This is a genomic window from Streptomyces sp. NPDC037100 (assembly GCF_055606225.1).
In genome coordinates, this window is the sequence record NZ_JBVJSX010000005.1 from 563,975 (window position 1) to 587,742 (window position 23,768).

The 23,768-nt window shown below is 71.6% G+C and carries 24 protein-coding genes and 1 pseudogene; 14 read left to right on the plus strand and 11 right to left on the minus strand.

Translation table 11 applies throughout. The features are described from left to right. Positions 1-114 precede the first annotated feature (114 nt). Both ACZ7EG_RS19860 and ACZ7EG_RS19865 read left to right on the plus strand, forming a co-directional pair. On the plus strand, positions 115-2,202 hold the full coding sequence (locus ACZ7EG_RS19860; RefSeq protein ID WP_471080084.1) for a SpoIIE family protein phosphatase: 2,088 nt from the start codon (positions 115-117) through the stop codon (positions 2,200-2,202). A 22-nt stretch (positions 2,203-2,224) separates the two neighbouring features. Further along, positions 2,225-3,088: an Fpg/Nei family DNA glycosylase gene (locus ACZ7EG_RS19865; RefSeq protein ID WP_471080087.1), complete on the plus strand. Its 864-nt coding sequence runs from the start codon at positions 2,225-2,227 to the stop codon at positions 3,086-3,088. Between the two features lie 19 nt (positions 3,089-3,107). Here the strand turns inward: ACZ7EG_RS19865 and ACZ7EG_RS19870 are convergent, their stop codons facing one another. The 4 genes from ACZ7EG_RS19870 to ACZ7EG_RS19885 all read right to left on the minus strand — a co-directional run bounded on the left by ACZ7EG_RS19870 (position 3,108) and on the right by ACZ7EG_RS19885 (position 6,415). Then, entirely contained in the window at positions 3,108-4,289 is a 1,182-nt protein-coding gene (locus tag ACZ7EG_RS19870) for a PP2C family protein-serine/threonine phosphatase (RefSeq protein WP_471080090.1), read from the minus strand. Positions 4,290-4,399: 110 nt separating this feature from the next. Next, entirely contained in the window at positions 4,400-5,053 is a 654-nt protein-coding gene (locus ACZ7EG_RS19875; protein ID WP_471080093.1) for a zf-HC2 domain-containing protein, read from the minus strand. A 151-nt stretch (positions 5,054-5,204) separates the two neighbouring features. Then, the gene (locus ACZ7EG_RS19880) at positions 5,205-5,717 is read right to left on the minus strand and encodes a hypothetical protein (protein WP_471080096.1); all 513 of its coding nucleotides are present in this window, start codon (positions 5,715-5,717) and stop codon (positions 5,205-5,207) included. Between the two features lie 152 nt (positions 5,718-5,869). Continuing rightward, on the minus strand, positions 5,870-6,415 hold the full coding sequence (locus tag ACZ7EG_RS19885; RefSeq protein ID WP_471080099.1) for a sigma-70 family RNA polymerase sigma factor: 546 nt from the start codon (positions 6,413-6,415) through the stop codon (positions 5,870-5,872). 222 nt (positions 6,416-6,637) lie between these two features. On the opposite strand from ACZ7EG_RS19885, the gene ACZ7EG_RS19890 reads away from it, so the two are divergent. Further along, positions 6,638-7,792 carry a CapA family protein gene (locus ACZ7EG_RS19890; RefSeq protein ID WP_471080102.1) on the plus strand — a complete coding sequence of 385 codons (1,155 nt, stop codon included), beginning with the start codon at positions 6,638-6,640 and terminating at the stop codon, positions 7,790-7,792. A gap of 207 nt (positions 7,793-7,999) precedes the next feature. On the opposite strand, the gene ACZ7EG_RS19895 is transcribed toward ACZ7EG_RS19890, so the two are convergent. Further along, positions 8,000-8,461 (minus strand): universal stress protein, encoded by a 462-nt coding sequence (locus tag ACZ7EG_RS19895; protein ID WP_471080105.1) that lies wholly within the window; start codon positions 8,459-8,461, stop codon positions 8,000-8,002. Between the two features lie 104 nt (positions 8,462-8,565). On the opposite strand from ACZ7EG_RS19895, the pseudogene ACZ7EG_RS19900 reads away from it, so the two are divergent. Next, positions 8,566-9,023: pseudogene (locus tag ACZ7EG_RS19900) on the plus strand (phosphatidylglycerol lysyltransferase domain-containing protein); the annotation flags it as partial. Between the two features lie 111 nt (positions 9,024-9,134). Continuing rightward, positions 9,135-9,980 carry a polysaccharide deacetylase family protein gene (locus tag ACZ7EG_RS19905; RefSeq protein WP_471080108.1) on the plus strand — a complete coding sequence of 282 codons (846 nt, stop codon included), beginning with the start codon at positions 9,135-9,137 and terminating at the stop codon, positions 9,978-9,980. Between the two features lie 40 nt (positions 9,981-10,020). Here the strand turns inward: ACZ7EG_RS19905 and ACZ7EG_RS19910 are convergent, their stop codons facing one another. Beyond that, the gene (locus tag ACZ7EG_RS19910; protein WP_471080110.1) at positions 10,021-10,689 is read right to left on the minus strand and encodes a class F sortase; all 669 of its coding nucleotides are present in this window, start codon (positions 10,687-10,689) and stop codon (positions 10,021-10,023) included. A 351-nt stretch (positions 10,690-11,040) separates the two neighbouring features. On the opposite strand from ACZ7EG_RS19910, the gene ACZ7EG_RS19915 reads away from it, so the two are divergent. Continuing rightward, positions 11,041-11,526, plus strand: coding sequence for a hypothetical protein (locus ACZ7EG_RS19915; protein WP_471080113.1), 486 nt, complete (start codon positions 11,041-11,043; stop codon positions 11,524-11,526). Positions 11,527-11,635: 109 nt separating this feature from the next. Here ACZ7EG_RS19915 and ACZ7EG_RS19920 read toward each other — a convergent pair whose 3' ends face one another. The 3 genes from ACZ7EG_RS19920 to ACZ7EG_RS19930 all read right to left on the minus strand — a co-directional run bounded on the left by ACZ7EG_RS19920 (position 11,636) and on the right by ACZ7EG_RS19930 (position 13,308). Further along, positions 11,636-12,163, minus strand: a complete 528-nt coding sequence (locus ACZ7EG_RS19920) for a hypothetical protein (RefSeq protein ID WP_471080116.1) — start codon at positions 12,161-12,163, stop codon at positions 11,636-11,638. Positions 12,164-12,387: 224 nt separating this feature from the next. Next, positions 12,388-13,152: a bestrophin-like domain gene (locus ACZ7EG_RS19925; RefSeq protein WP_471080119.1), complete on the minus strand. Its 765-nt coding sequence runs from the start codon at positions 13,150-13,152 to the stop codon at positions 12,388-12,390. A 24-nt stretch (positions 13,153-13,176) separates the two neighbouring features. Next, complete coding sequence (locus ACZ7EG_RS19930) at positions 13,177-13,308, minus strand: hypothetical protein (protein WP_033308025.1); 132 nt, start codon at positions 13,306-13,308, stop codon at positions 13,177-13,179. Positions 13,309-13,444: 136 nt separating this feature from the next. On the opposite strand from ACZ7EG_RS19930, the gene ACZ7EG_RS19935 reads away from it, so the two are divergent. The 4 genes from ACZ7EG_RS19935 (at position 13,445) to ACZ7EG_RS19950 (ending at position 18,335) form a co-directional block, all read left to right on the plus strand. Further along, positions 13,445-13,777 (plus strand): hypothetical protein, encoded by a 333-nt coding sequence (locus ACZ7EG_RS19935; RefSeq protein WP_471080122.1) that lies wholly within the window; start codon positions 13,445-13,447, stop codon positions 13,775-13,777. A 292-nt stretch (positions 13,778-14,069) separates the two neighbouring features. After that, positions 14,070-15,056, plus strand: a complete 987-nt coding sequence (locus ACZ7EG_RS19940; RefSeq protein WP_471080125.1) for an SCO0930 family lipoprotein — start codon at positions 14,070-14,072, stop codon at positions 15,054-15,056. A gap of 325 nt (positions 15,057-15,381) precedes the next feature. Continuing rightward, the gene (locus tag ACZ7EG_RS19945; protein ID WP_471080128.1) at positions 15,382-16,194 is read left to right on the plus strand and encodes an SAM-dependent methyltransferase; all 813 of its coding nucleotides are present in this window, start codon (positions 15,382-15,384) and stop codon (positions 16,192-16,194) included. Then, positions 16,191-18,335: a putative bifunctional diguanylate cyclase/phosphodiesterase gene (locus ACZ7EG_RS19950; RefSeq protein ID WP_471080133.1), complete on the plus strand. Its 2,145-nt coding sequence runs from the start codon at positions 16,191-16,193 to the stop codon at positions 18,333-18,335. The genes ACZ7EG_RS19945 and ACZ7EG_RS19950 overlap by 4 nt, the downstream gene beginning before the upstream one ends. Before the next feature lie 115 nt (positions 18,336-18,450). On the opposite strand, the gene ACZ7EG_RS19955 is transcribed toward ACZ7EG_RS19950, so the two are convergent. Further along, positions 18,451-18,975: a TetR/AcrR family transcriptional regulator gene (locus ACZ7EG_RS19955; RefSeq protein ID WP_471080136.1), complete on the minus strand. Its 525-nt coding sequence runs from the start codon at positions 18,973-18,975 to the stop codon at positions 18,451-18,453. Between the two features lie 57 nt (positions 18,976-19,032). Between ACZ7EG_RS19955 and ACZ7EG_RS19960 the strand changes: the two genes are divergently transcribed. Continuing rightward, positions 19,033-19,257: a hypothetical protein gene (locus tag ACZ7EG_RS19960; protein ID WP_471080139.1), complete on the plus strand. Its 225-nt coding sequence runs from the start codon at positions 19,033-19,035 to the stop codon at positions 19,255-19,257. A gap of 5 nt (positions 19,258-19,262) precedes the next feature. Here ACZ7EG_RS19960 and ACZ7EG_RS19965 read toward each other — a convergent pair whose 3' ends face one another. Further along, complete coding sequence (locus ACZ7EG_RS19965; protein ID WP_471080142.1) at positions 19,263-20,147, minus strand: LysR family transcriptional regulator; 885 nt, start codon at positions 20,145-20,147, stop codon at positions 19,263-19,265. An 83-nt stretch (positions 20,148-20,230) separates the two neighbouring features. Between ACZ7EG_RS19965 and ACZ7EG_RS19970 the strand changes: the two genes are divergently transcribed. From ACZ7EG_RS19970 to ACZ7EG_RS19980, 3 genes are read left to right on the plus strand one after another with little or no spacing between them, the layout of a single operon-like run. Next, positions 20,231-20,938, plus strand: coding sequence for a succinate dehydrogenase (locus ACZ7EG_RS19970; protein ID WP_471080145.1), 708 nt, complete (start codon positions 20,231-20,233; stop codon positions 20,936-20,938). Positions 20,939-20,940: 2 nt separating this feature from the next. Then, entirely contained in the window at positions 20,941-22,890 is a 1,950-nt protein-coding gene (locus ACZ7EG_RS19975; RefSeq protein WP_471080148.1) for a fumarate reductase/succinate dehydrogenase flavoprotein subunit, read from the plus strand. Then, positions 22,887-23,633 carry a succinate dehydrogenase/fumarate reductase iron-sulfur subunit gene (locus ACZ7EG_RS19980; protein WP_402700059.1) on the plus strand — a complete coding sequence of 249 codons (747 nt, stop codon included), beginning with the start codon at positions 22,887-22,889 and terminating at the stop codon, positions 23,631-23,633. The genes ACZ7EG_RS19975 and ACZ7EG_RS19980 overlap by 4 nt, the downstream gene beginning before the upstream one ends. The last annotated feature ends 135 nt before the right edge of the window (positions 23,634-23,768 follow it).

Below are 23,768 nucleotides of genomic sequence, written 5' to 3' on the forward strand. Positions count from 1 at the left end.
CATCCCCGGCGGCCCCGCGGGCGTCTTCAGTGACCGAGGGCCGCTCCGGAGCAGCGGCTCGTACACTCGGCACATCCGGTCGAAGAATCGGACGAATCCTGGCAAGGTGGGCCCATGGCTGATCGGGGAGCGAGCGCCCTGTCCCTCCCGGACGACTGGCCCGCCCACCCGGACCCGATCCTCGCTCTCAACCGGATGGGCAGCTTCGACTGGGATCTGGACACCGGCCTGATGCACATGGACGCCCAGGCCCACGAGGTCTTCGACGTGCGCTCCGACGAGTACGACGACCACCCCGAGACCCTCGCCAAGCGCGTACCGCCCGACGAGTCCCGCCGCCTGGACACCGCGGTCTCGCAGGCGCTGAAGGACGGCAGCGAGAACTACGGCGCCTACTTCCGCATCCGCCGCCGCGACGGCAGCCTGCGCTGGACCCACACGCAGGGCTACATCCGGCGCGACGACACCGGGCGCCCCCGCCGCATCATCGGCATCATCCGGGACGCCACCCAGGAACTCGGCGAGATCGACGCCCGTCGCGACCAGGCCGCCCGGGACGAGGCCCGCCGGCAGCAGACCAGCGTCGTCGAACTCACCACGGCCGCCCTCGCCCACGCCCGCACCGTCCAGGACGTCATCGACGTCCTCAAGGACACCCACGGCCTCGTCCACCTGGGCGCCACCAGTCTCGTCATGGGCCTGGTCGAGGCCGGCCGCATCCGCCTGGTGGCCGAGGGCCCCGCGGACAGCTTCGTACCCGGCACCCGCGTCACCCGGATCGACGAGCCCTACCCGATGAGCGAGGCCGTCCGCACCCTCGGCCCGTGCTTCATCGAGTCGCCGGAGGAGTTCGCCGAGCGCTATCCGGTCCTGTGGCCGCACATCACCGGCCTCGACATCACCTCGGCCGCCTATCTGCCGCTCATCGTCCAGGCCCGGCCGATCGGCGCCATGGGCCTGCTCTACAGCGACCGGTACGGCTTCACGTCCGAGGAGCGCAACATCCTGGTCGCACTCGGCAGCAGCATCGCGCAGAGCCTGCAGCGGGCCATGTTCTACGAACAGGAGATGGACCTCGCGCAGGGCCTCCAGCAGGCCATGCTGCCCCGGACCATCCCGAGCGTGCCCGGCGCCGACGTCGCCGTGCGCTACCGCGCCGCCACCATCGGCGGCTCCGTCGGCCGGGACATCGGCGGGGACTGGTACGACCTGATCCCGCTGCCCGGCGGCCGGGTCGGCGCCGTCATCGGCGACGTCCAGGGCCACGACACGCACGCGGCCGCCGTCATGGGCCAGCTGCGCATCGTGCTGCGCGCCTACGCCGCCGAGGGACACCCCCCGGCCACCGTGATGGCCCGGGCCTCCGTCTTCCTGCACGAACTCGACACCGACCGCTCCGCGACCTGCCTCTACGCCGAGGCCGACCTGTCCACCGGCGTGCTCCAGATGGTCCGGGCCGGCCACATCGATCCGCTGGTGCGGCACCCCGACGGCTCCTGTCGCCGCGTCCCCGTGCCCGGCGGGCTGCCGCTCGGCCTGTCCGCCGAGTTCGGCCGCCTCGAGTACCCCGTGACCACCATGGAGCTCGACCCCGGCGACACCCTGCTGCTGTGCACCGACGGTCTGGTGGAGCAGCCCGGCGCCGATCTCGACGACGGCATGCGCACCCTGAGCGCGCTCGTCGCCACCGGCCCCGACGACGTACGGGACCTCGCCGAGCGGCTCATCGACGTGGCCGCCGAGCGCGGCGGCGACGACGACGTGGCCTTGCTCCTGCTGCGCCGGCGCGGAGCCGAGGGCCCGCAGCCCGGCCCCCGGCTCCAGCGGCGCGTGGCCCCCGGCGACCCCGGGGCCCTCGCCGGGACACGGCACATGATCCGCACCGCGGTCGCCGCCTGGGGAGCCGGCGATCGCGCCGACGAGATCGAACTGGTCGCCGACGAGCTGATCACCAACGCCCTGATGCACACCGAGGGCTCCGCGGTCGTCACCCTGCGGGCCCTCACCGGCTCCGAGCGCCGGCTGCGGGTCGAGGTCGCGGACTCCTCCAGCGCCCTGCCGCGCCGACGCGAGGCGGGCGAGTCGGGCGTCTCCGGGCGGGGCCTGCTCCTGGTGGAGCTGCTCACCGACGTGTGGGGCGTGGAGGCCCGGGGCGGCGGCAAGGCCGTGTGGTGCGAGTTCGTGGTGCCCGGCCGGGAGTGACCCCCCGTGGCACTCTGGACCTATGCCGGAACTCCCCGAGGTCGAGGCGCTCAAGGACTTCCTGACCGAGCACCTCGTCGGCCACGAGATCGTACGGGTGCTGCCCGTCGCGATCAGCGTGCTGAAGACGTACGAACCTCCCCTGTCCGCGCTGGAGGGCCACGAGGTGGCCGCCGTACGCCGGTACGGCAAGTTCCTCGACCTCGCGACGGCGGACGGCCCGCACCTCGTGACGCACCTGGCCCGCGCGGGCTGGCTGCACTGGAAGGACCGCCTCCCCGACGGCCCGCCCCGCCCGGGCAAGGGCCCCCTCGCGCTGCGCGTGGCCCTGGAGACCGGCGCCGGGTTCGACCTGACCGAGGCCGGCACCCAGAAGCGGCTCGCGGTGTACGTCGTGGGCGACCCGCAGGAGGTCCCGGGCGTCGCCCGGCTCGGCCCGGACCCGCTCGCCGACGACTTCGACGAGCGGCGCCTCGCGGAACTCCTGGCCGGTGAACGGCGCCGGCTCAAGGGCGCGTTGCGCGACCAGAGCCTGATCGCGGGCGTGGGCAACGCCTACAGCGACGAGATCCTGCACGTGGCGAAGATGTCGCCGTTCAAACTGGCGGCGTCCCTGAGCGAGGAGGAGACGGGGCGGCTGTACGCGGCCCTGCGCGACACGCTCACCGGGGCGGTCGAGCGCTCCCGGGGCGTGGCGGCCGGGCGGCTCAAGGCCGAGAAGAAGAGCGGGCTGCGCGTCCACGGGCGCAACGGTGAGCCCTGCCCGGTGTGCGGCGACACCATCCGTGAGGTGTCCTTCAGCGACTCCTCGCTCCAGTACTGCCCCACCTGCCAGACGGGCGGCAAGCCGCTGGCGGACCGCAGGATGTCCCGGCTGCTGAAGTGACCCGGGCCGGGTCTCGTGGCTACCGGGACGGCGGTGACCACTCGAACATCAGGATGGTCGCGTCGTCCCGCAGCCGGCTCGTCGGCGAGTCCAGGATGGAGTGGATGAGCCGTCGCAGCGTCTCGGACGGCAGCTCGCCCGCGGCCGTCGCCCCGATGATGTAGTCGGCGAACTGTTCGAGCCCGAACTCCGCGCCGTCGACGGCCCTGGCCTCCGTGACCCCGTCGGTGTACATCAGCACCCGGTCGCCGGGTTTCAGCGCGATCTCGTGCGTCTCCCGCCTGCGCTCGGTCAGCAGGGACGGCATCCCCATCGGCAGGTCCGTCTCCCGCCGCATGGCGTCGACCAGCGGCCGCCGGTCGCGGATGAGCAGCGGGGTGGGGTGCCCGCAGTTGACCCACCGCAGCATCCCCGACGCCAGGTCCAGCTGGGCCAGGACACCGGTGCAGAACTGGTCCGGGAGCCACTGCGACAGCGCGTCGTCGACGCTCTCCACCAGCTCGGGCAGGTCCGCCCCGGTGCGCCGGCCGTTGCGGCACGCGGCCAGCGACACCGCCGTGGTGAGCCCGGACGCCAGGTTGTGCCCCATGGCGTCGAGAACCGCGACGTGCAGGGTCGTCTCCGTCAGGGAGTGGTCGAACGCGTCGCCGCCGAGTTCGTAGGCCGGCTCCAGCACGGCCGTCGACACGACATGCGAGGTGCCGATCGTCCGGGGTGGGAGGAAGGCCCGCAGCATCTCGGCGGGCAGGCGCATCGGCCGGGTGCGCAGACGCCGTACGAAGGAGTCCTGATACGCCCGCGTGGACGTGATCATCATGGCGAGCAGCTTGGCCAGGGCGCGGCCGCGGTGCAGCACGTCGGGTGTCAGCGCGGGGGAGTTCACCGCGATGACGCCGAGGCGTTCGGCGCCGTCCACGAGCGGGATCCAGGCCGTCATACCGCCCTCCTCGGACGCCGCCACGCGCAGGGACTGGGTGCGGTAGGTCCAGCCCGCGAGCGAGCCGTCGATGAGCAGGGGGGAGGCCACGTCGGTGAGCGGTACCAGCCGGCGCTGCTGGATGTCGGAGAGGTAGACCAGGGAGCTCTGGAGGCCGAGGGCCTTGGTGCAGCGGGCCGCCGCGGTGGGCAGGTCCAGGGTCGCGTTCTCCGGGTCGGCGAGGAAGTCCTCCAGGCGGCCGCCGTCCCCGGCCTCTGCCGTCACCTCGTCTCCCCTCGCCGGGACCGCCGGCACCCGGCGATCCTTCGGGTGCCTCGTCCAGCAGTCTCACACCGGGGCGCGCCCGGCGCCCGGCGACAGGGGCGGACGGATGGTCAGCTCGGCTGGATCCTCCACAGGACCTCGCCGGCCGCCGAGCGGATCTCGTAGCGGGCGATGTCCTCCGGATGCAGGGAGGAGCTGGCCATCATCGTGTTGGGGTGGTCGTCGTGGCCGGGCCCGTTCCAGCTGGTCGCGGTCTCCTCGGTGCCGTCGTGGCCGACGATCACCAGGTGGCAGGCGCGCGGGCCCGAGCCGTCCTTCACCTTCAGCTCGACCTGGCTGCCCGAGGCCTCGTCCTCCGTCGTGACCTGCGCCCACACCCCCGTCCGTGTGTCGGTCGCCGCGACGGTCCGGGGCTCCTCGGCGTTGCCCTCGGCCATCATCGCGATGCCGGGGACCGACGCCGCGAAGACGACCGAGGCGGCCAGGGCGAACAGCAGGCGTCTGCGTCCGGCCCGGCGCCGGGTCGCCACCTCGGCCAGCAACCCGTCCAGCATGCGCGGCCCGGGCTGCGCCATGGGGTGCACGAACCGTGGCGTCGACCGCCGGTACAGCATCAACTGCCGTGTGGTGGGGCCAAATTCCGTCACCTCTGCAGCGCACCGAGGGCACTCCATGAGGTGGTCCTCGAAGCGGAAGGCCTCCGCCTCGTCCAGCACGCCGAGCGCGTAGGCCGCGACGTCGCGATGCCTCTCCAGGGACCTCATGCCGAATCCTCGTGCCGTTGGGTGCGGGTGGGGTTACTCCTTGCTCCCACCGGTACGGACCAGGCGGCTGAATCACTCAAGCCGGTGACACAATCGCAACCAAAGGATTCGGAGCCCTCCGGCTCCCGGATTGGTCCGGGGCCGCGGAAATCTAAAAAAGATGGATCGCGAGGTGTCCGAGCGGCAGTCCGAGCTGCCAGGCGGGCGTCCAGACCTTCGGCCCCTCGTCCTCACCGACCACCGGAGCGCCGCCCGGGACCGCGTTCAGATCGGGCGCGAGCAGCTCCGTCTCCTGCAGCCAGCGCCAGGCCTCCTCCGCGAGAACCAGGTCCGGCGCGCGCCGGCCCGACCTCGCGGCACCGGCGGCGAGCTCGGCCAGCCGCTCGCGCACCCACTCCTGCCACGGCTGGTCGTAGGCCGTCAGCGACAGCCACGTCTCCAGCTGCGTGACGACCCGGATGCCGGACAGCTCCCCGTCGGTGTCGGACAGGAAGACGGTCAGCGCCAGGGCATCCCGCCCGGCACGGAACTCGAAGGATGTCGGCGGCATGAGATCGCCGGTCCGCAGCAGCTCGTCGGCGATGTACTCGGCGTACAACCACGCCATGGGGACGGTCAGTTCGCCGTCGGCACCGTCCGTGCTCCCCTGCTCTTCGTCCAGCATCCCTTCCTGCCTTCCTCCGGTACGTGCGCGTCGCCCGACACCGGGCCCCGAGGGCGCTGACGGCCCCCTCCGGAACACGGATGGGAACAGCCGATTACTCAACCGGGGTCGTCGGCAAGGCGCTTTACGGAGGCTTGACCCACCCATTGGTTTCACTGCAGGTCGGTGGCGTATCCCGGTAGCACCCTGCGCAGGGCACGCAGCGCGTAGTACGCGCGGGACTTCACGGTACCGGGCGGAATCCCGAGGGCCGTCGCGGCTTCCGCCACACTCGCCCCCTGGAAGTACACGAGCACCAGGACTTCACGGTGCTGCGGAGTGAGTGTCTTCACAGCCTCGCGGACATCCAGCATCGCCGCTGCCCGCTCGGCGTGGTCGGAGATGACCCGCGCGTTCTCCAGCACCGCGTCGCCGACCTCGGGCGGACGGGCCTGGCGGGCCCGTCGGGCGTCGATCGCGAGCCGCCGCGCGACGGTCATCAGCCAGGGCCGCACGGAGTCGAAGTCGTCGGCGCGCAGGGCCTCGGGGTGCTGCCAGGCACGCACCAGCGTCTCCTGGACCAGGTCCTCGGCGCGCTGCCGGTCGCCGTCGCAGAGCCGCAGCAGCAGCGCGAAGAGGGGCCGGCCGTGCTCCCGCTGCAGTGCGGCGAGCTCGTGCTCGGCGGTCGTTCCGTTCGTGAGAGTGGATCCGGCCGTCATGGCCGTATGCCACCGCAGGGCTCGGCTCCGGCACAGGGCACGTACCCGGCTGTGCGACGGACGGTCGATCGCGTCGACGAACGGTTCGACGAACGGTCGGGGCACCCGGCCATGCGGGTGCCGGACGGGCTGATGAGCGTGTCGGAGACGCGTGGGACACCAGGAGCCTTCTTTCCTGATGGTGCGTAAATATGACCACAACGCCCACAGTGGGGTGAATGCATGCTCACGCGCAGTCGACAGATCGCCCTGGCCCTGACCGTCGTCCTCGCCGCAGGCGCCGCCTGCCAGGCCCGCGGCCACGACGCGTCCGACCGCGGACGCCCGGAACCGGCCGCCGCCGGGCAGCGCGGGTTCACACTGGTCGCCTCCGGTGACGTCCTCCCGCACAGCACGATCATCGACCGGGCCCGCTTCGACGCCGGCGGAACCGGCTACGACTTCCGGCCGATGCTCGCGGGAATCCGCTCCGTCGTCTCCCGCGCCGACGTGTCCCTGTGCCACATGGAGACCGTCTACGGCGCGAACGGCGTCTACACCGGCTACCCCACGTTCAAGTCCCCGCCCGAGGTGGCCCGGGCCCTGGCCGAAACCGGCTACGACGGCTGCTCCACCGCCTCGAACCACACCCTGGACGACGGCGCCGACGGTATCCGCCGCACGCTCGACGCCCTCGACCGCGCGGGCGTCCGGCACGCGGGCTCGGCACGCACCGAGGAGGAGGCCCGCACGGTGACGGTCCTCGAGGCCGGCCCGGCCGAGGTCGCCCACCTCGCCTACACCTACGACACCAACGGCCTGCCGTTCCCGGACGGGCAGCCCTGGGCCGTCAACCTCACCGACGAGGCGAGGATCGTCGAGGACGCCCGGGCCGCGCGCCGGGCCGGCGCCGACGTGGTCGTGGTCTCCCTGCACTGGGGCACCGAATGGCAGGACGCCCCCGACGACCGGCAGCTGACCCTGGCCAGGAGCCTCACCGCCGCGCGCACCGGGGGCCGCCCCGACATCGACCTGATCCTCGGCACCCACGCGCACGTCCCGCAGGCCTACGAGAAGGTCAACGGCACCTGGGTCATCTACGGCATGGGCGACCAGATCGCCGGCGAGATGACCAACCACGAGGGTGCCAAGGATCCGCGCGGCAACCAGTCCACCCTCGGCCGCTTCACCTTCGCCCCGCCCGCACGGCCGGGAGAGCGCTGGAAGGTGACGAAGGCGGAGTTCGTCCCCCAGCTCTTCGACGTCGACGCCGGCCGGGTCGTGAACCTCAACCGGGCGCTCGCCCAGGGCGCCGACGTCCGAGCCGTCCGCGACCGCATCCGCGACGTCGTCCTCGGCCGGGGCGCGGCCGAGGACGGACTGGTGATGGGGGAGTAGCGGACTGGTGATGGGGGAGTAGCGGACTGGCGATGGGGGAGTCGCGGACTGGCGATGGGAGAGTGGCGGCTGCCGTCGCCTGCCGCGCACCTCGCATCGCCGCCCCGGACCGGCGGTGGGAGCAGGCGAAGCGGCCCCCGGCCCCAGCACGGACCGGACGACCGGCCGCACTCGGGCGCGCCCCGACGATCAAGGTGCCGGGCCGTCCTACGGCACCACCGTCACCGGCCACCGCCCCGCCTTCACCAGGCGTACCGCCACCGAGCCGACGAAGCGGTGGCCCGCCTGCTCGGAGGCACCCACGACCACCGCGTCCGCCTTGAGTTCGTCGGCGGCCGTCACGAGGCCGTTGTACGGGTCGCCGCGGAACGTGTGGAACTCCCAGCGGACCTCGAATATCCCCTTGAGCCGCTCGGCCGCGTCGCGGATCTGCGCCACCAGGTCCTCGGCGATCTCGTCCGTCGTCCCGGCCACCGGCGCCCCCAGCGCCGCACCCGCCGCCAGCACGGGCTGCACGTACACCACGGCGAGCAGCGCGTGCTGCCGCCGGGCCAGTCCGGCCGCGTAGGCCGCGGCACGCAAGGAGGAGTCGGAGCCGTCCACCCCGGCCACGATCACCTTCGGCCCGTCCGTGCCCCGCTCGAACTGATGGGAGTGCTGTTCCGTCACGCCGCGAGGCTATCGGAACCCCCAGGTCCGGCTGCCGGGCAGGACGGTGACCGGCGGGCGAAGCCCAGGGCTTCCCGTGCCGCGCGGGGCGCGAGCGTTCGACGGGCGTGCGCAAGGTCTCGCTGAACTTCGCCGTGCTCCGCCGCGTGTTCGAGGAGGGCGCCCGCATCGGCGCCGGGCCGGTGCTCCGCCTCTGGCGCCGCCTGCTGTTGCTCGTCTCCAAGCGGTGGCAGCTGGAGGCTCCTGTACCGCTCCAACGCCCAGTACCACCCCGAGTGGTATCCCCGCTTCCTCTGCTACGCGGAGGCCGCCTCCCTCGCCCGCGTCGGCCTCGCCGAGGCTTCGTCTCCGTACCGTCCATGCGCAAACTCCGGGGAAAAGGGCACCCGAAGGGCGGGCAGCGGCCCGCCACCACGGAGGGGCTGCGTCGTTGGCGGCGCTCGGCCTCGCCGGAGGGGACGGGACCGAGCCCGCCGACCCCCTTTCCGGCCTGTCCGACCAGGACCGCGTCCGGCACCGCACATGTTCCTCACCGGACTCACCATCCGCGAGACCCTGCCCTTCCCGCTGGCGCGCCCCCATTGACCACCCGTCTGGGCCGAAGGGGTGAATGTGTGCCGCCGCACCGGTGTTGCTCGTGTGCGTCGGCCTTCCGCCAGGCGACTCATGAGTCATGAAGAAGGATCAGTTGCCCACCCGGCTGTTCACCAGGCGCCACGTGTTGATCGCGGGCGCCGGCGCCGTGGGAGCGGCCGCGACGGCCGGAGTGGTCACGGCTGTCACCGGGGACGGACCCGGCACCTCGACCCCCGCCTCGGGCCCCCAGGCCCGCCGCCTCGTCAAGTCCTCCGCGTACCGGCTTCAGCCCCTGACCGGCTACGGCCCGCCGCGCGCCGCACCCCGTCGGCCCCTGGTTCACCGTGAGGCGCCGCTGCGCGTGTCCGGCCGAGGCCGCACCATGGTGCTCACCTTCGACGACGGCCCCGATCCCCGCTACACCCCGCACATCCTGGACATTCTGGCCGAGTACGACGTGCGGGCGATGTTCTTCGTGTGCGGCGAGATGGTCGCCGGCGGCAGGAACCTGCTGGCCCGGATGGCCGACGAGGGCCATGTCGTGGGGAACCACACCTGGTCCCACCCCCTGCTCACCAGCCTCACCCGACGGCAGATCCGCTCCGAGATGGAACGCACCAGCGAGGTCATCGAGGACGCCTACGGGGAGCGCCCCGAGTGGTTCCGCGCGCCCTACGGCGCCTGGAACCGCACCGCCTTCCGGCTCGGCGCCGAACTCGGCATGGAGCCCCTCGGCTGGACGGTCGACACCCTCGACTGGACCACCCCCGGGGTCCGGGCCATCGCGAACCGGGTCGAACGCGGCGCCGCGCCCGGCGTCGTGGTGCTCTCGCACGACGCCGGCGGCGACCGCTCGCAGAGTGTGCGGGCCCTGCGGCGCTATCTGCCCCAACTGCTGGACTCCGGCTACCACGTCACCGTGCCCCGGCGGGACTACGCGTAAGGGACGCGTCCGGGCTTTCGCCCGCCCGTGTCGCGAGCGCTCAGCGCACCGCGACCAGGCGGGCGAAGGCGACGACATTCCCCGCGTAGCCGTCCTGCTTCGAAAAACCGCCGCCGCAGGTGATGACCCGCAGCTCCGGCGCGCCCTTGGAGGCGTAGACACGGTCGCCGGGGAAGTTGTTCTTCTCGAACACCTCGACGCCGTAGATCTCGAACTCGGCGGTCTTTCCGTCCTGCCGGGCGACCTCGACGCGATGTCCCTTCCTCAGGGCCCCGAGGCCGTAGAACACGGCGGGACCCTGCTGGTTGTCGACATGGCCGACCACGACCGCGGTGCCCTTCTCGCCGGGGGTGACGGCACCGGTGAACCAGCCGGCCAGGTTGGGGTCCTCCGGCGGCGGCGCACCGACCCAGCCGTCCGCGTCCAGGCCCACGGGGATGATCGGCGCGTCGACCTGGATCGCCGGGATCCTGACCCGGTCGGGGAGGGCGTAGGGCAAGGGACGAACGCTTCCCGCGAAGGTGCCGCCGGGCACCCGGCTGTCGGCCGCTGCCGCACTCGCCGGCTGTGGCGGCCCCTCGTCGAACTCTCCCGAACCGTTCCGGATGAGAGCGAGGCCGGTCAGCAGAACCAGCGCTATCACGCCCCACGGGGCGCGCTTCCTGGGCCGCGCCTCCTCTTCCGCCTGGGCCAGCTCGGACGCAGACATTCGCCATCCCCTCTCGACGCGGCCGTCGCCGTGTCCATCGCGCATAGCAGAACGCTAAGTGGCGTCCGTGAAACCGGCGACGGGGCGGCGGCGAACGGGTGGCCGGGGGCCGTGAGGGGTGGTGTGGGGAGATGAGGTGAGCCATCCGAGTTGCCGCCGGGAGGAAATTTCTGACGGTCCGTGACCTGCGGCGATATCCGAACGGACGCTCTTCCCGCACCGCCTTCTCTCACCGGTACGGACCATTCCCGAAATGCGGCTCGAGGCACGGCAACTGACTGTCTTTCTGGGAGGCGCTTTCTCGCCGATCGACCGGGGACGGGTCCCGGGGCGTCTTCCGCGGAGGTTCACATGCGTAACACTCGTGCCCTGGCGGTCGCCGGCGCAGCGGTCGCCGCCCTCGGCCTCTCCGCCCCCGCGGCCGTCGCGTGGGACACGCCGAGCAACATCACCGCCCTGCCCAGCGTGATCGCCCGGGGCGGCCAGCTGACCATCACGGTCGACGGCTGCCGGGGCGGCGGCACGGCGACCTCGAACGCGTTCTCGCCGACGCATCTGTCTCCCGTCTCCGGCCCCAACGAGAGGGCCAGGGGCACCGCCACCATCAACAGCAACGCCCGCCCGGGTCCGTACGACATCACGGTCGACTGCAACGGCAGGCGGATGACCAAGCCGCATGCCTTCACCGTCATCGGCGGCGTCCGCGGCGGCATCGGCGGCGGCAGCACCACCGGCGCGACCCCGACGGACATGGCCATCGGCGGCGGTCTGGTGGCCGCGGCGGTGGTCGGCGGCGGTGTGTTCTGGATGCGCCGCCGGGCCGAGCGGCGCATCTGACGCGGCGCCCCGCTCCTCTTCGACGCGTCGCCGCCCCGCACGTGAACGCATTTCGCCCCGGCTCCCTGTCACCAGGGGAGCCGGGGCGAACGCCTGCCTCGGAAATGTGTCAGCCGGCGTCCCCGTCGGTGCGGCGGCGCGAGAAGTGATAGGCGACCCCGAGCGACCCGGCGATCAGTGCGGCGCCCAGACCGATCTCCTTGAGGTCGAAGCCGGCGAGGGTGCCGCCCTCACCGGCGTGCACACCCTTGTGGGGGTGGTGCGTCGGGTGATGGGCGCGGTGGTGCGTCGGCCGGCCGCCCGCGATCGTCAGACGCGCGATGCCGCTCGACTCGTCACACTCGAACTCGACCTCGTAGACGGCGCCGGGCTTGGCGTCCCAGTCGACGACCACCGTCGTCCAGGACTCGTCCGGCGGGATGGTGACCGGGTCGAAGGCGGGTGAGTCGACCGCCGCCTCCCCCCGGCATGCCCGGTTGCGCGTGACGTGCAGGGTCACCTCACCCCCCGCCCTCACGGTGGAGGGCAGGACGCTGAAGCCGAAGTCGGTCCGCATCGCCGCGTCGGCGGCGGGCACGCAGGAGGTGAGGGCGCCGGCGCCCAGCAGTACGGCAGAGGCGAGGCATATCGCGCGCATGGTGAATCCTCCGGTCCCCGAGGAGCAGCCGCGGACCTGTTCCGCTCACGTCACACATGCACCTCGATGCCCGAAACGCTAGGAAGACGCGCGCGACGGCGCGATCGCAGTAGTGCGAATGGGGCACGGGTGTGCGCCGCCCGGGGGAACACCGCCCAGGCGGCCGGGGGACGGCGACGGCGTGTCGCGCGCCCCCCGGCCGGGACCCGTGCTGCGGGGCGCCGTCAGTCCCCGACGCCAGGGAAGAGGTTCAGGAACGGATCCGCCGAGGCGGTCACGCCCCTGCTGTAGGGCGAGTCGAAGTCCCAGATCAGGAACAGCAGAAAGGCGATCAACGCCGAGAACAGCCCGGCGAGGACCAGTTCGCGTGTCGTTCTGCGGATCTGCAGCGCGAAGATCATCCCGATGGTGATGACGGCTCCGGCGATCAGCCCGAACCACACCACGCCCGGCATCGTCTCCCCGGTCGACTCGGCCCGGGCGATGCGGGCCTGGTCGGCCGCGGTCACCTGGTCCAGCAGCGGCTGGTAGGCCTGGGCCTCGAAGTCCGTCGCCGGCTGATAGTCGGTGACGTCCTGGCGGATCCGCTCGAAGAGTTCGGTGCCGCGCCCGGTGACCTCGCCCTTGTCGGCCATGGTGTCCCACTCGGTGGTCACGACATGGCTCACATAGGTCCGGATGTCGCCCCGGATGCGGTCGCGTTCCTCGGCCGGATAGACCCGCACCCGCTGCGAGATCTCGTGCAGCGCGGTCGCCTCTGCCTGGACGTGGTCCTGTGCGGCGCTGCGACCCTCCCAGACACCGGCGATCGCCAGGCCCAGGACGATGGCGTAGACCACGCCGATCCACATCGTCATGTACTCGATGACGTCCGGGGTCTCACTGGGGTCCTCGTCCTCGGACGCCGTGCGGTGACGTACGAAGGTGATGACGACCACCACGGCACACGCGGCCAGCATCGCGAGGGTGAGAACAAGCCATTCCGGCAAGAGATACCTCCAGGGCTTCAGGGATCAGCGCGCGCGCAGCGCCGCGACGGCCACCACCGCGGGCACCGTGACGAGCAGGACGAAGGTGAGCGGCGACAGCGTGCCGTTCGCCGGCCGGGGCCGCGGCGGGGCGGCGCGGTAGCGCGGGTAGTGCACGGGAGTCGCGGACGGGCCGGGTGCGGGGGTGGCCGGCGGCGCCGGCGGCGGGGGAGCGGGCTCCGGTGCCGGGGGAGGGAGCGTCGGCGGGACGGGCCTCGGGGCCGGGCGCGGCGGGGGTGGTGCCGGGCGCGGCGTGGGCGGTGCCGGTGTCGGCGGCGGCTCGGGCTTGGCCGTGGGGGTCGGTTCCGGGGGCGTCGGCTTCGGTGGGGGTGGTGGGGGCGGCGTCGGCTTCGGCGGTGGCGTCGGCTTCGGCGGCGGAGTCGGGGTCGGCGTCGGGGAAGGGGTCGGCGTGGGTGTCGGGCACGGCCACGTCTTCTTGCTGCCGGCGTACGCCACCGCCTCGATACCGTCCGGCCCCGTCGAGGCGTACGCGCAGGAGTCGGCCACCGCGACCCCGGCCGGTGCGCCGACGAGCGCCCAGGTCAGCGTCGCCGCCGCCAAGGCCCTTGTCGCAAGGGCGGCTTGAGTCGAAAGGGGTCCATGCACGACGAAGATCATGTGCCCTGTGCCGCCCGGACGGGCCGGGGTGCAAGGGGATTGCCCCGAAAGAGGGATATCCGGGCATCGCCGGTTTGATCCGCGGTCGCCCGCAGGAAGCTCGAGGTGCACTCGTGTGCGACGACCGGCGGCACTCGTCACAGGTTCCGGAAAGAAATTTGGCCGACGGTTGAACACAATCACCGTCCCCATGCGTACTCATGACCGTGCGGCGGCGCAGCAGGGCGCTGCAACACCCTTGCGATTATGGGGAGTTGACGATGAAGACCTCCTGGCGGAGCGCCTCACTCGTGGCGAGCGCCGCGGCGGTCCTGGCGCTGACGACGGCGTGCGGTCAGGACAGCCCACCGGCGGCCAGCCAGAACGTGGGCGCCACGGCGGCGCCCGGGGACTACGGAAACATCGGCTCGGGCACCGCGGGCACGGCGGGCGGCGCCGCGACCGGCCAGCCGGCCGCGCCGAGTGCCTCCAGCCCCTCCAACCCCGCCGGCAAGCTGTCCGTCTCCACCGCCGAGAAGGTCGGCAAGGTGGTCACCGACAGCCTCGGCCTCACCCTGTACCGGTTCGACCAGGACACCGAGCAGCCGCCCAAGTCGAACTGCGACGGTGACTGCGCCAAGACCTGGCCGCCGGTTCCGGCCGATGACGCCGAGGCCGGCGAGGGCATAGACAAGGCGCTGCTCGGTTCGGTCACCCGGGCCGACGGCACCAAGCAGCTCACGGTCGCCGGCTGGCCCGCCTACCGCTACGCCAAGGACGTCAACGCCGGTGACGTCAAGGGCCAGGGTGTGGGCGGCAAGTGGTACGCGCTCGCCCCCGACGGCAAGAAGGCGCAGGGCGGTGCCGAGGCCGGTGCGGAGGGCGGCGGCGAAGCGGTCCAGGCCGGGCTGTCCACGCGCGAGGACCCCAAGCTCGGCGAGATCGTCGTCGACAAGAACGGCATGACCGTCTACCGGTTCAAGAAGGACGAGGCCTGGCCCAAGCCGGTCTCCAACTGCACCGGTGCGTGCCTGGAGAAGTGGCCGCTCGTGGAGCCCGTCGACTTCGCCGACACCAAGGGCATCCAGAAGAAGGGCTACATGATCTTCGACCGGACCGACGGCAAGGGCAAGCAGCAGACGATCAACTGCTCGCCCATCTACACCTTCGCCGGCGACAAGGCTCCGGGCGACACCAACGGCCAGGGCGTCGGCGGCACCTGGTACGCCGTCCGGCCCGACGGAAAGCTGGTCGGCGCGTCGGAGTAGTAGAGAGACCTCCCCAGGGTTGATCAGCTCGTCCACCCGATGCGCAGACCCGGTCCACCCCTCCGTGCCTCACGGAGGGGTGGACCGTTTTGCCGTGCTTCACCTGAACTCATCGAATTACTCCCCCCTCCGACCCGGGACTCTCCGGAATGCCCCGGACACTGTTCGCCATGTGTTCGAAGCGCATGCGCAGGGGTATCAATGCGGCACGTGCCGCAGGCAGTGACCGGGAACGGATGGTCAATTTCCGTTTCGGGTCGCTCCGTTGGCGGGCGATCAGTAGCCTCTGCTCGAACACCGGATCGCCTACGCCTTGGAGAGATAGATGGAGCGTCCCGCCTGGGCCCCACGGAGCATCGACATCTCGGTGCCCAGCGTTTCCCGGATGTACGACTACTACCTGGGCGGATCGCACAACTTCGAGGTGGACCGGGAAGCGGCCCGCAGGGCCATGGAGTTCATGCCGGGACTTCCCAAGGTCATGCAGGCGAACCGCGCGTTCATGCGCCGCGCCGTGCGCTACGCGGCCGACCAGGGCATCTCCCAGTTCCTCGACATCGGCTCCGGCATCCCCACCTTCGGCAATGTGCACGAGGAGGCGCAGGCCGCCCGTCCCGGCGCCCGCGTGGTGTACGTCGACCACGACCCGGTTGCCGTTGCGCACAGCCAGGCGGTCCTGGAGGGCGACGAGGACACGGGAGTCGTCGCCGCGGACCTGCGCAAGCCCCAGGAAATCCTGCGCAGCCCCGAGGTGGAGCGGCTGATCGACCTGAATCAGCCAGTGGCGCTGCTTCTCGTTGCCATACTGCACTTCGTGGAAGACGAGGACGACCCGTACGGGGCCGTGGCCGAACTGGGCGAGGCGCTCGCGCCCGGCAGCCTGCTCGTGCTCACCCACGCCTCCTACGAGGGGATCCCGCTGCCGCCGGAGCGGGCCGGGGGTGCGGTGGACGTGTACAGGGACATCCGCAACCCGCTGATCATGCGCTCGCGCGAGGAGATCGCGCGGTTCTTCGAGGGGTACGACATGGTGGAACCCGGACTGGTGGCGATGCCGCGCTGGCGGCCCGACACCGCACCGGAGGACGAGGATCCGTATGCGTTCTCCGGGTTCGCGGGCGTGGGGCGTACGGCGTGACCGCGGAACCGGACGGGCCGGAGGACAGACTGCGCCGGTTCGCGACGATCTGGAGCCGGGCCGTCTTCCCGGTGACCTCGACGTCGTCGACCCGGCCCGAGTTCGAGGCGCAACTGCTGCCCCAGGCGCGGCGGCTGAGCGAGGCACTGCTGGCCCGGACCTTCGACCCGGAGGCGGGCAGGGCGGTCGGAGCCGCCCTGGTGAACGTGCACTGCACCGATCCGGAGGCGCTCAGCCGCACCCTGGACTGCGTCGACGCCTACCTGGTCCTGTACTGCGGGGGCGACGGCGACCAGGAGGACCTGCGGGCCCGGTGCGCGCGGCTCCAGCACGCGATGGCGGCCGGTTTCGCCCGGGCGCTGCGCGAGCGGACCCTGGCCGAGCAGGAGGCCATCGCGCAGGCCGCCCTCCAGGCGCAGGGCGTGGTGGCGCAGGCCCTGCACGCGAGCGAGGCGCGGTTCCGCGCCGTCTTCGAGGGCGCGGCCATAGGCATCGGCATGGCCGACCTCAAGGGGAACATACTGCAGGTCAACAACGCGCTGCTGCGCATGTTCGGGGTCTCCGAGCAGTCGCTGCGCAGCCGCAACGTCCGGGAGTGGACCCATCCCGACGACGCTCCCCAGACCTGGCGGCTCTACGACGAACTCGTGCGGGGCGAACGGGAGCACTACCACCTGGAGAAGGCGTTCTACCGCCCGGACGGAACCGTCCTGTGGACGAACCTGACGGTCTCCCTGCTGCGCGACGCCGACGGCGATCCGCAGTACCAGCTCGCCCTCATGGAGGACACCACCGAGCGGCGGCTGCTGAACCTGCGGCTGCGCTACGAGGCCACGCACGACGCGCTGACCGGACTGCCGAACCGCACGTTCTTCTTCGAGCGCCTGGAGAAGGCCCTGGGCGCCGGGGAAGGCCAGCGGTTCGGGCTGTGCTACCTGGACCTCGACGGTTTCAAGACCATCAACGACAGCCTCGGTCACGCGGCCGGCGACCGGCTGCTGGTGGAGGTCGCCGACCGGCTTCAGTCCTGCGCCACGACACCGGGCGAGATGGTCGCGCGGCTCGGCGGTGACGAGTTCGTGGCGCTGACCACCGGAACCGACACCCAGCGCGACGTCGACGAGCTCGCCGGGCGCATCATGAACGCGCTGCTGGCGCCGATCAGCGTGGACGGCCGGGAGCTCACCGTGCGCGGCAGCATCGGCATCGTCGAGGGCCCGGCCGGGGAGCGCAGCCCGGCGGAGGTGCTGCGCAGCGCGGACATCACCATGTACCGGGCCAAGTCGGCGGGCGGCAACCGCTTCGAACTCGCAGATCCGGAGGCGGACGCCCGGGCCATCACCCGGCACGGGCTGACCACGGCACTGCCGACGGCGTTGGAGCGGGGCGAGTTCTTCATCGAGTACCAGCCGCTGGTGCATCTCGGCGACGGCAGTGTCCGGGGAGCCGAGGCCCTGGTGCGCTGGTTGCACCCGCAGCACGGGGTGCTCGGGCCGGACCGGTTCATCCCGCTCGCGGAGCACACCGGCCTGATCGTGCCGCTGGGCCGGTGGGTGCTGGAGCAGGCGGTGCGCCAGGCACGCGAGTGGCGGGAACTGCAGGGCGGCGCCGAGGCGGTGGGGCCGCTGCGGATCAACGTGAACCTGTCGCCGTGCCAGTTGACGCATCCCGGACTGGTTCAGGACACGGTCGACATCCTGGAGCGCACGGGCGTAGAGCCGGACGCGCTGTGCCTGGAGGTCACGGAGTCGGCGTTGATCGGGGCGGACGACGATCTGCTCAAGCCGCTGCGGCGGCTGGCGGAGATGGGTGTCGACATCGCCCTGGACGACTTCGGGACGGGCTACTCGAACCTCGCCAACCTGCGCCGGCTTCCCGTCAGCGTCCTGAAGCTGGACCGGTCCTTCACCCAGAGCATGCAGCAGTTCCCGGCGGACCCCGTCGACCTGAAGATCGTCGAGGGGATCGTCTCCCTGGCCCACAGCCTGGACCTGGCGGTGACGGTGGAAGGCGTGGAGACGGGAGCCCAGGCAGACCAACTGCGCATACTCGGCTGCGACACGGCCCAGGGCTGGTACTACGCGAGGCCGGGCCCGCCGGAGCGGCTGCACGAACTGGCACTGGTGGACGCGACGGGCTGACGCCCGGGCCGCTGTGCGCGGCAGGGTCAGGTGTCCAGCCCGCGCAGCAGCAGCGCGAGACCGCCCAGGAACTCCCGGTCGGCACTGACCTTCCGGGCGTCCCGGGCGGTCTCGGTCATGTGGGGGAAGGCGTCGGCCGGCAGCTCGGTGATGGCGACCGTGCCCTCGCCGGACAGGGGCCCGAGGTGCTCCAGCTGGATGGCGCCGATGACGTACCCGAGCAGGCCCCGCAGCGCGACCACCCGCCGGGTGCCGTCGAACCCGGCCCCGTGAGCACGCCGAGCACGGATTCCGACCAGCGCAGCCCGGGGAGGGACCGGTGCCGGTGGGCGACGGTCAGGGGCACGATCTCCGGATGGGCGGCCACGGCGTCGCGCAGCCGCCCCACCAGCACCTCGATGCGTTCGTGCCAGTGCGGTCCGGGGCCGGGAGCCTCGGTGTCCACGGTTTCGAGCACGAGGTCGACGACCAGCCTCTCCAGCTCTTCGCGGTCGTCGACGTACCGGTAGAGGGCCATGGTGCTCATGCCGAGTTCCTTCGCGACCGAGCGCATGGACAGCCCGGCGAGCCCGTCGCGGTCGATCACGGCGAGGGCGGCCGAGGCGAGTCGGGCGTGGCTGAGTGAGCGGGGACGTGGCATGACGCCGTTTCCCGGGCGCTGCTCAGCCCGCGCGCGTGGGGGCCGGTCGTCCGGGCGGTGCTGCGCGGCGGACGGGAGGTCCTCCGAGGCCGTGAGCGGCTCCCCGCGACCAGCCGGCCCGGTGGCAGGCTCGGTCTGCCCGCCGACTTCCTGATCGGCTCCGACGGCCGGATCCTGGAAGCCAAGTACGGCGAGCACGTCTACGATCAGTGGCCGGTCGACGACATCCTGCGCCTGGCGTCCTCCCACCGGCCCGCCGCCGGCCCTCTTCCGGCGCGGTAGCCGCCTCACCGCTCGAGCAGCATCCGCTGCAACTCCCGAGCGGCCCGGGGCGGGGCCACGTCACTGCGATGCGCCAGCGCGATCGTGCGATGCAGTCCGGGTCGGGCCAGCGGCGTCACCCGCAGGCCTCGGCCCGACCTCGCCGCGACCATCCGGGGCACCACGGCGACCCCCAGCCCGGCCCGCACGAAACCCAGCACCGCGTCCATCTCCCCGCCCTCGAGCGCGAAGTCGGGTTCGAAGCCCTCCGCACGGCACGCCGCCACGGTCAGCTCGCGCAGGTCGTACCCGTGCCGGAACATCACCAGCCGCTCACTCTCCAGGTCGGAGACCCGGACGGTACGCCGTCCCCGCCCCGGCCTCGGCGCGTCCGGAGAGGAGACCACGACAAGGTCCTCCCGCAGCAGCTCCACCGTCGTCAGCGCCGGTGACGGCGTCGGCACCGGCAGCACCACCAGCGCCAGATCCAGCGCCCCGCGGGCCAGCTCCCGCACCAGATCGTGCGATCCGCCCTCCTCGATCACCAGCCGGATCCCCGGGTAGCGGTCGTGAAAGGCCCGCAGCACATCCGGCAGCAGGCCCGTGCACACACTCGGCGTCGCCCCCAGCCGCACCCGGCCGCTGCGCAGCTGCACGAGTTCCTGCACCTCGTGCCGGGCCGTGTCCGCGTCGGCCAGGATGCGGCGGGCCAGCGGGAGGAGCGCCTCCCCGGCGTCCGTGAGCGTGATGTTGCCCCGGGCGCGCAGGAAGAGATCCGCCCCCAGCTCCCGCTCCAGCGCCTTGATCTGCTGCGACAGCGACGGCTGGGCGACATGGACGAGATCGGCGGCCCGGGTGAAGTGCCGGGTCTCGGCCACGGCCACGAAGTACTGGAGCTGCTGGAACTGCATGCTCCCACCATAGCCGCAGCCTATGGAGTCAAGCCGGACCATGTCTTGGACCGATCGGACGTGGATCCGTAGCGTGCTGTTCCATGGCTCTGGCAACGCGGACGGACCGGCGGCCGTCCTTCGCACGCACTGTGTGGGACTCCACCGTCGGCAAGAAGACCGTTATGGCGGTCAGCGGTCTGATCATGCTGCTGTACCTGGTCGTTCACATGATCGGAAACCTGAAGATCTTCTTCGGGGCGGGCGAGTTCAACCACTACGCCCACTGGCTGCGCACCGTCGGCGAGCCGTTCATGCACTACGAGTGGACGCTCTGGCTCGTCCGGATCGTGCTGGTCGTCGCCGTCGTCGCCCACGCCACATCGGCGTACCAGCTCAGCCGCCGCGACATCAAGGCCCGCCCGAGCAAGTACGCGCACAAGAAGGCGCGGACCAGTTATGCGACACGCACCATGCGGTGGGGCGGCATCATCCTCGGGCTGTTCATCGTCTGGCACATCCTCGACCTGACCACCGGCACCGTGCACGCGGGCGGGTTCCAGGAGGGCCACCCCTACCAGAACGTCGTCGACACCTTCTCTACCTGGTACGGCAACGTCATCTACATCGTCGCGATGCTCGCGCTCGGCCTGCACATCCGGCACGGCTTCTGGAGCGCGGCCCAGACCCTCGGCGCGGGCAGCCGCACCCGCGACCGCGCCCTGAAAGCCGCGGCCAACGTCCTCGCGCTGCTGCTCACGGCCGGCTTCATCGCCGTACCCGTGGGCGTCATGACCGGAGTGGTGAGCTGACCATGACCTCGTACGCCGACTACACGACCGGTGAGCCGGTCGTCGACACCAAGGCCCCGTCCGGGCCGGTCGCCGAGCGGTGGGACAAGCGCCGCTTCGAGGCCAAGCTGGTCAACCCCGCCAACCGGCGCAAGCACACCGTGATCGTCGTCGGCACCGGCCTCGCCGGCGGCTCCGCCGGGGCCACGCTTGCCGAACAGGGCTACCACGTCGTCCAGTTCTGCTACCAGGACTCGCCGCGCCGCGCCCACTCCATCGCCGCGCAGGGCGGCATCAACGCCGCGAAGAACTACCGCAACGACGGCGACTCCGTCCACCGGCTGTTCTACGACACCGTCAAGGGCGGCGACTTCCGGGCCCGCGAGTCGAACGTCCACCGGCTCGCGCAGATCTCCGTCGAGATCATCGACCAGTGCGTGGCCCAGGGCGTGCCCTTCGCCCGCGAGTACGGTGGGCTGCTCGACACCCGCTCGTTCGGCGGCGTGCAGGTGTCGCGCACGTTCTACGCCCGCGGCCAGACGGGCCAGCAGCTGCTCCTCGGCGCCTACCAGGCGCTCAGCCGGCAGATCGCCGCCGGGAACGTCGAAATGCACCCGCGGACCGAGATGCTCGACCTGATCGTCGTCGACGGGCGGGCGCGCGGCATCGTGGCCCGTGACCTCGTCACCGGGAAGATCGACACGTACTTCGCGGACGCCGTCGTGCTCGCCTCCGGCGGCTACGGCAACGTCTTCTACCTGTCGACGAACGCCATGAACTCCAACGCCACCGCGATCTGGCGGGCCCATCGGCGCGGCGCCTACTTCGCCAACCCGTGCTTCACCCAGATCCACCCGACGTGCATCCCGCGCACCGGCGACCACCAGTCCAAGCTGACGCTGATGAGCGAGTCGCTGCGCAACGACGGGCGGATCTGGGTACCGAAGGCGAAGGGCGACCAGCGGCCGCCGAACGAGATCCCCGAGGACGAGCGCGACTACTACCTGGAGCGCATCTACCCGTCCTTCGGCAACCTCGTCCCGCGCGACATCGCCTCCCGCGCCGCGAAGAACGTCTGCGACGAGGGCAGGGGAGTGGGGCCCGGCGGCCAGGGCGTGTACCTGGACTTCACCGACGCCATCAAGCGGATGGGGCGCACCGCCGTCGAGGCCAAGTACGGCAACCTCTTCGACATGTACCAGCGGATCACCGACGAGGATCCGTACGAGGTACCGATGCGGATCTACCCCGCCGTGCACTACACGATGGGCGGTCTGTGGGTCGACTACGACCTGCAGACCACGATCCCCGGGCTGTTCGCGATCGGCGAGGCCAACTTCTCCGACCACGGCGCCAACCGGCTCGGCGCCTCCGCGCTGATGCAGGGACTCGCGGACGGATACTTCGTCCTCCCCTCCACCATCAACGACTACCTGGCCCGCCACCCGCACCACGAGGCGGTGTCCGAGGAACACCCCGCCGTCCAGGAGGTGCTGGCCGAAACCCAGGACCGGCTGAACCTGCTGCTGTCCGTGGACGGCGACCGCACCCCCGACTCCTTCCACCGCGAGGTGGGCGAACTCATGTGGGAGTTCTGCGGCATGGCCCGCACCGACGCGGGGCTGCGCAAGGCACTGGAGCGCATCCCGCAGATCCGCGAGGAGTTCTGGCGGCGTATCAAGGTGCCCGGCACCGGCGAGGAGTTCAACCAGTCGCTGGAGAAGGCCAACCGCGTCGTCGACTACCTGGAGCTCGCCGAATTGATGTGCCTCGACGCACTGCACCGCGAGGAGTCCTGCGGCGGCCACTTCCGCGAGGAGTCCCAGACGCCCGACGGCGAGGCCGCCCGCAAGGACGAGGAATTCGGGTACGCCGCCGCCTGGGAGTTCACCGGCACCGGCGAGGCTCCCCTCCTGCACCGGGAAGACCTGGTCTTCGAGTACGTCCACCCCACCCAGCGGAGCTACGCATGAAGCTCACCCTGCGCGTCTGGCGGCAGAAGAACGCCGACGCCGACGGCACGATGTCCACGTACGAGGTGGACGGCATCTCGCCCGACATGTCGTTCCTGGAGATGCTCGACACGCTCAACGAGGAGCTCATCGTCAAGGGCGAGGACCCCGTCGCCTTCGACCACGACTGCCGCGAGGGCATCTGCGGTGCGTGTTCGCTCGTCATCAACGGCGATGCGCACGGGCCCGAGCGGACCACCACCTGTCAGTTGCACATGCGCTCCTTCAAGGACGGCGACACCATCGACGTGGAGCCGTGGCGGGCGTCGGCGTTCCCGGTGATCAAGGACCTGGTCGTGGACCGGTCGGCCTTCGACCGGATCATCCAGGCCGGCGGGTACATCACCGCGCCGACCGGGGCGGCCCCCGAAGCACACGCCACGCCGGTGCCGAAGCCGGACGCCGACCTCGCCTTCGAGCACGCGGAGTGCATCGGGTGCGGGGCGTGTGTGGCGGCCTGTCCCAACGGGGCGGCGATGCTGTTCACGTCCGCCAAGATCAACCATCTGAACGTGCTGCCGCAGGGGGCGCCCGAGCGGGAGACGCGGGTGCTGGACATGGTGGAGCAGATGGACGAGGAAGGGTTCGGGGGGTGCACGCTCGCGGGCGAGTGCGCCACGGCCTGCCCGAAGGGGATCCCGTTGATGTCCATCACCAGCATGAACAAGGAGTGGCTGCGGGCCGCGCGGAAGGTGAAGCGGTAGCGCCGCAGGGGCTTCGGTGCTTCGGCGGCTGCGGGTGCGTCGGGGTTGATCGCGCAGTTCCCCGCGCCCCCAGGGGGTCGCAGTGAACGTTCGCCGGTAGGTGCGGACGGACGGGGCCGGGAGTGGTGCTCATCC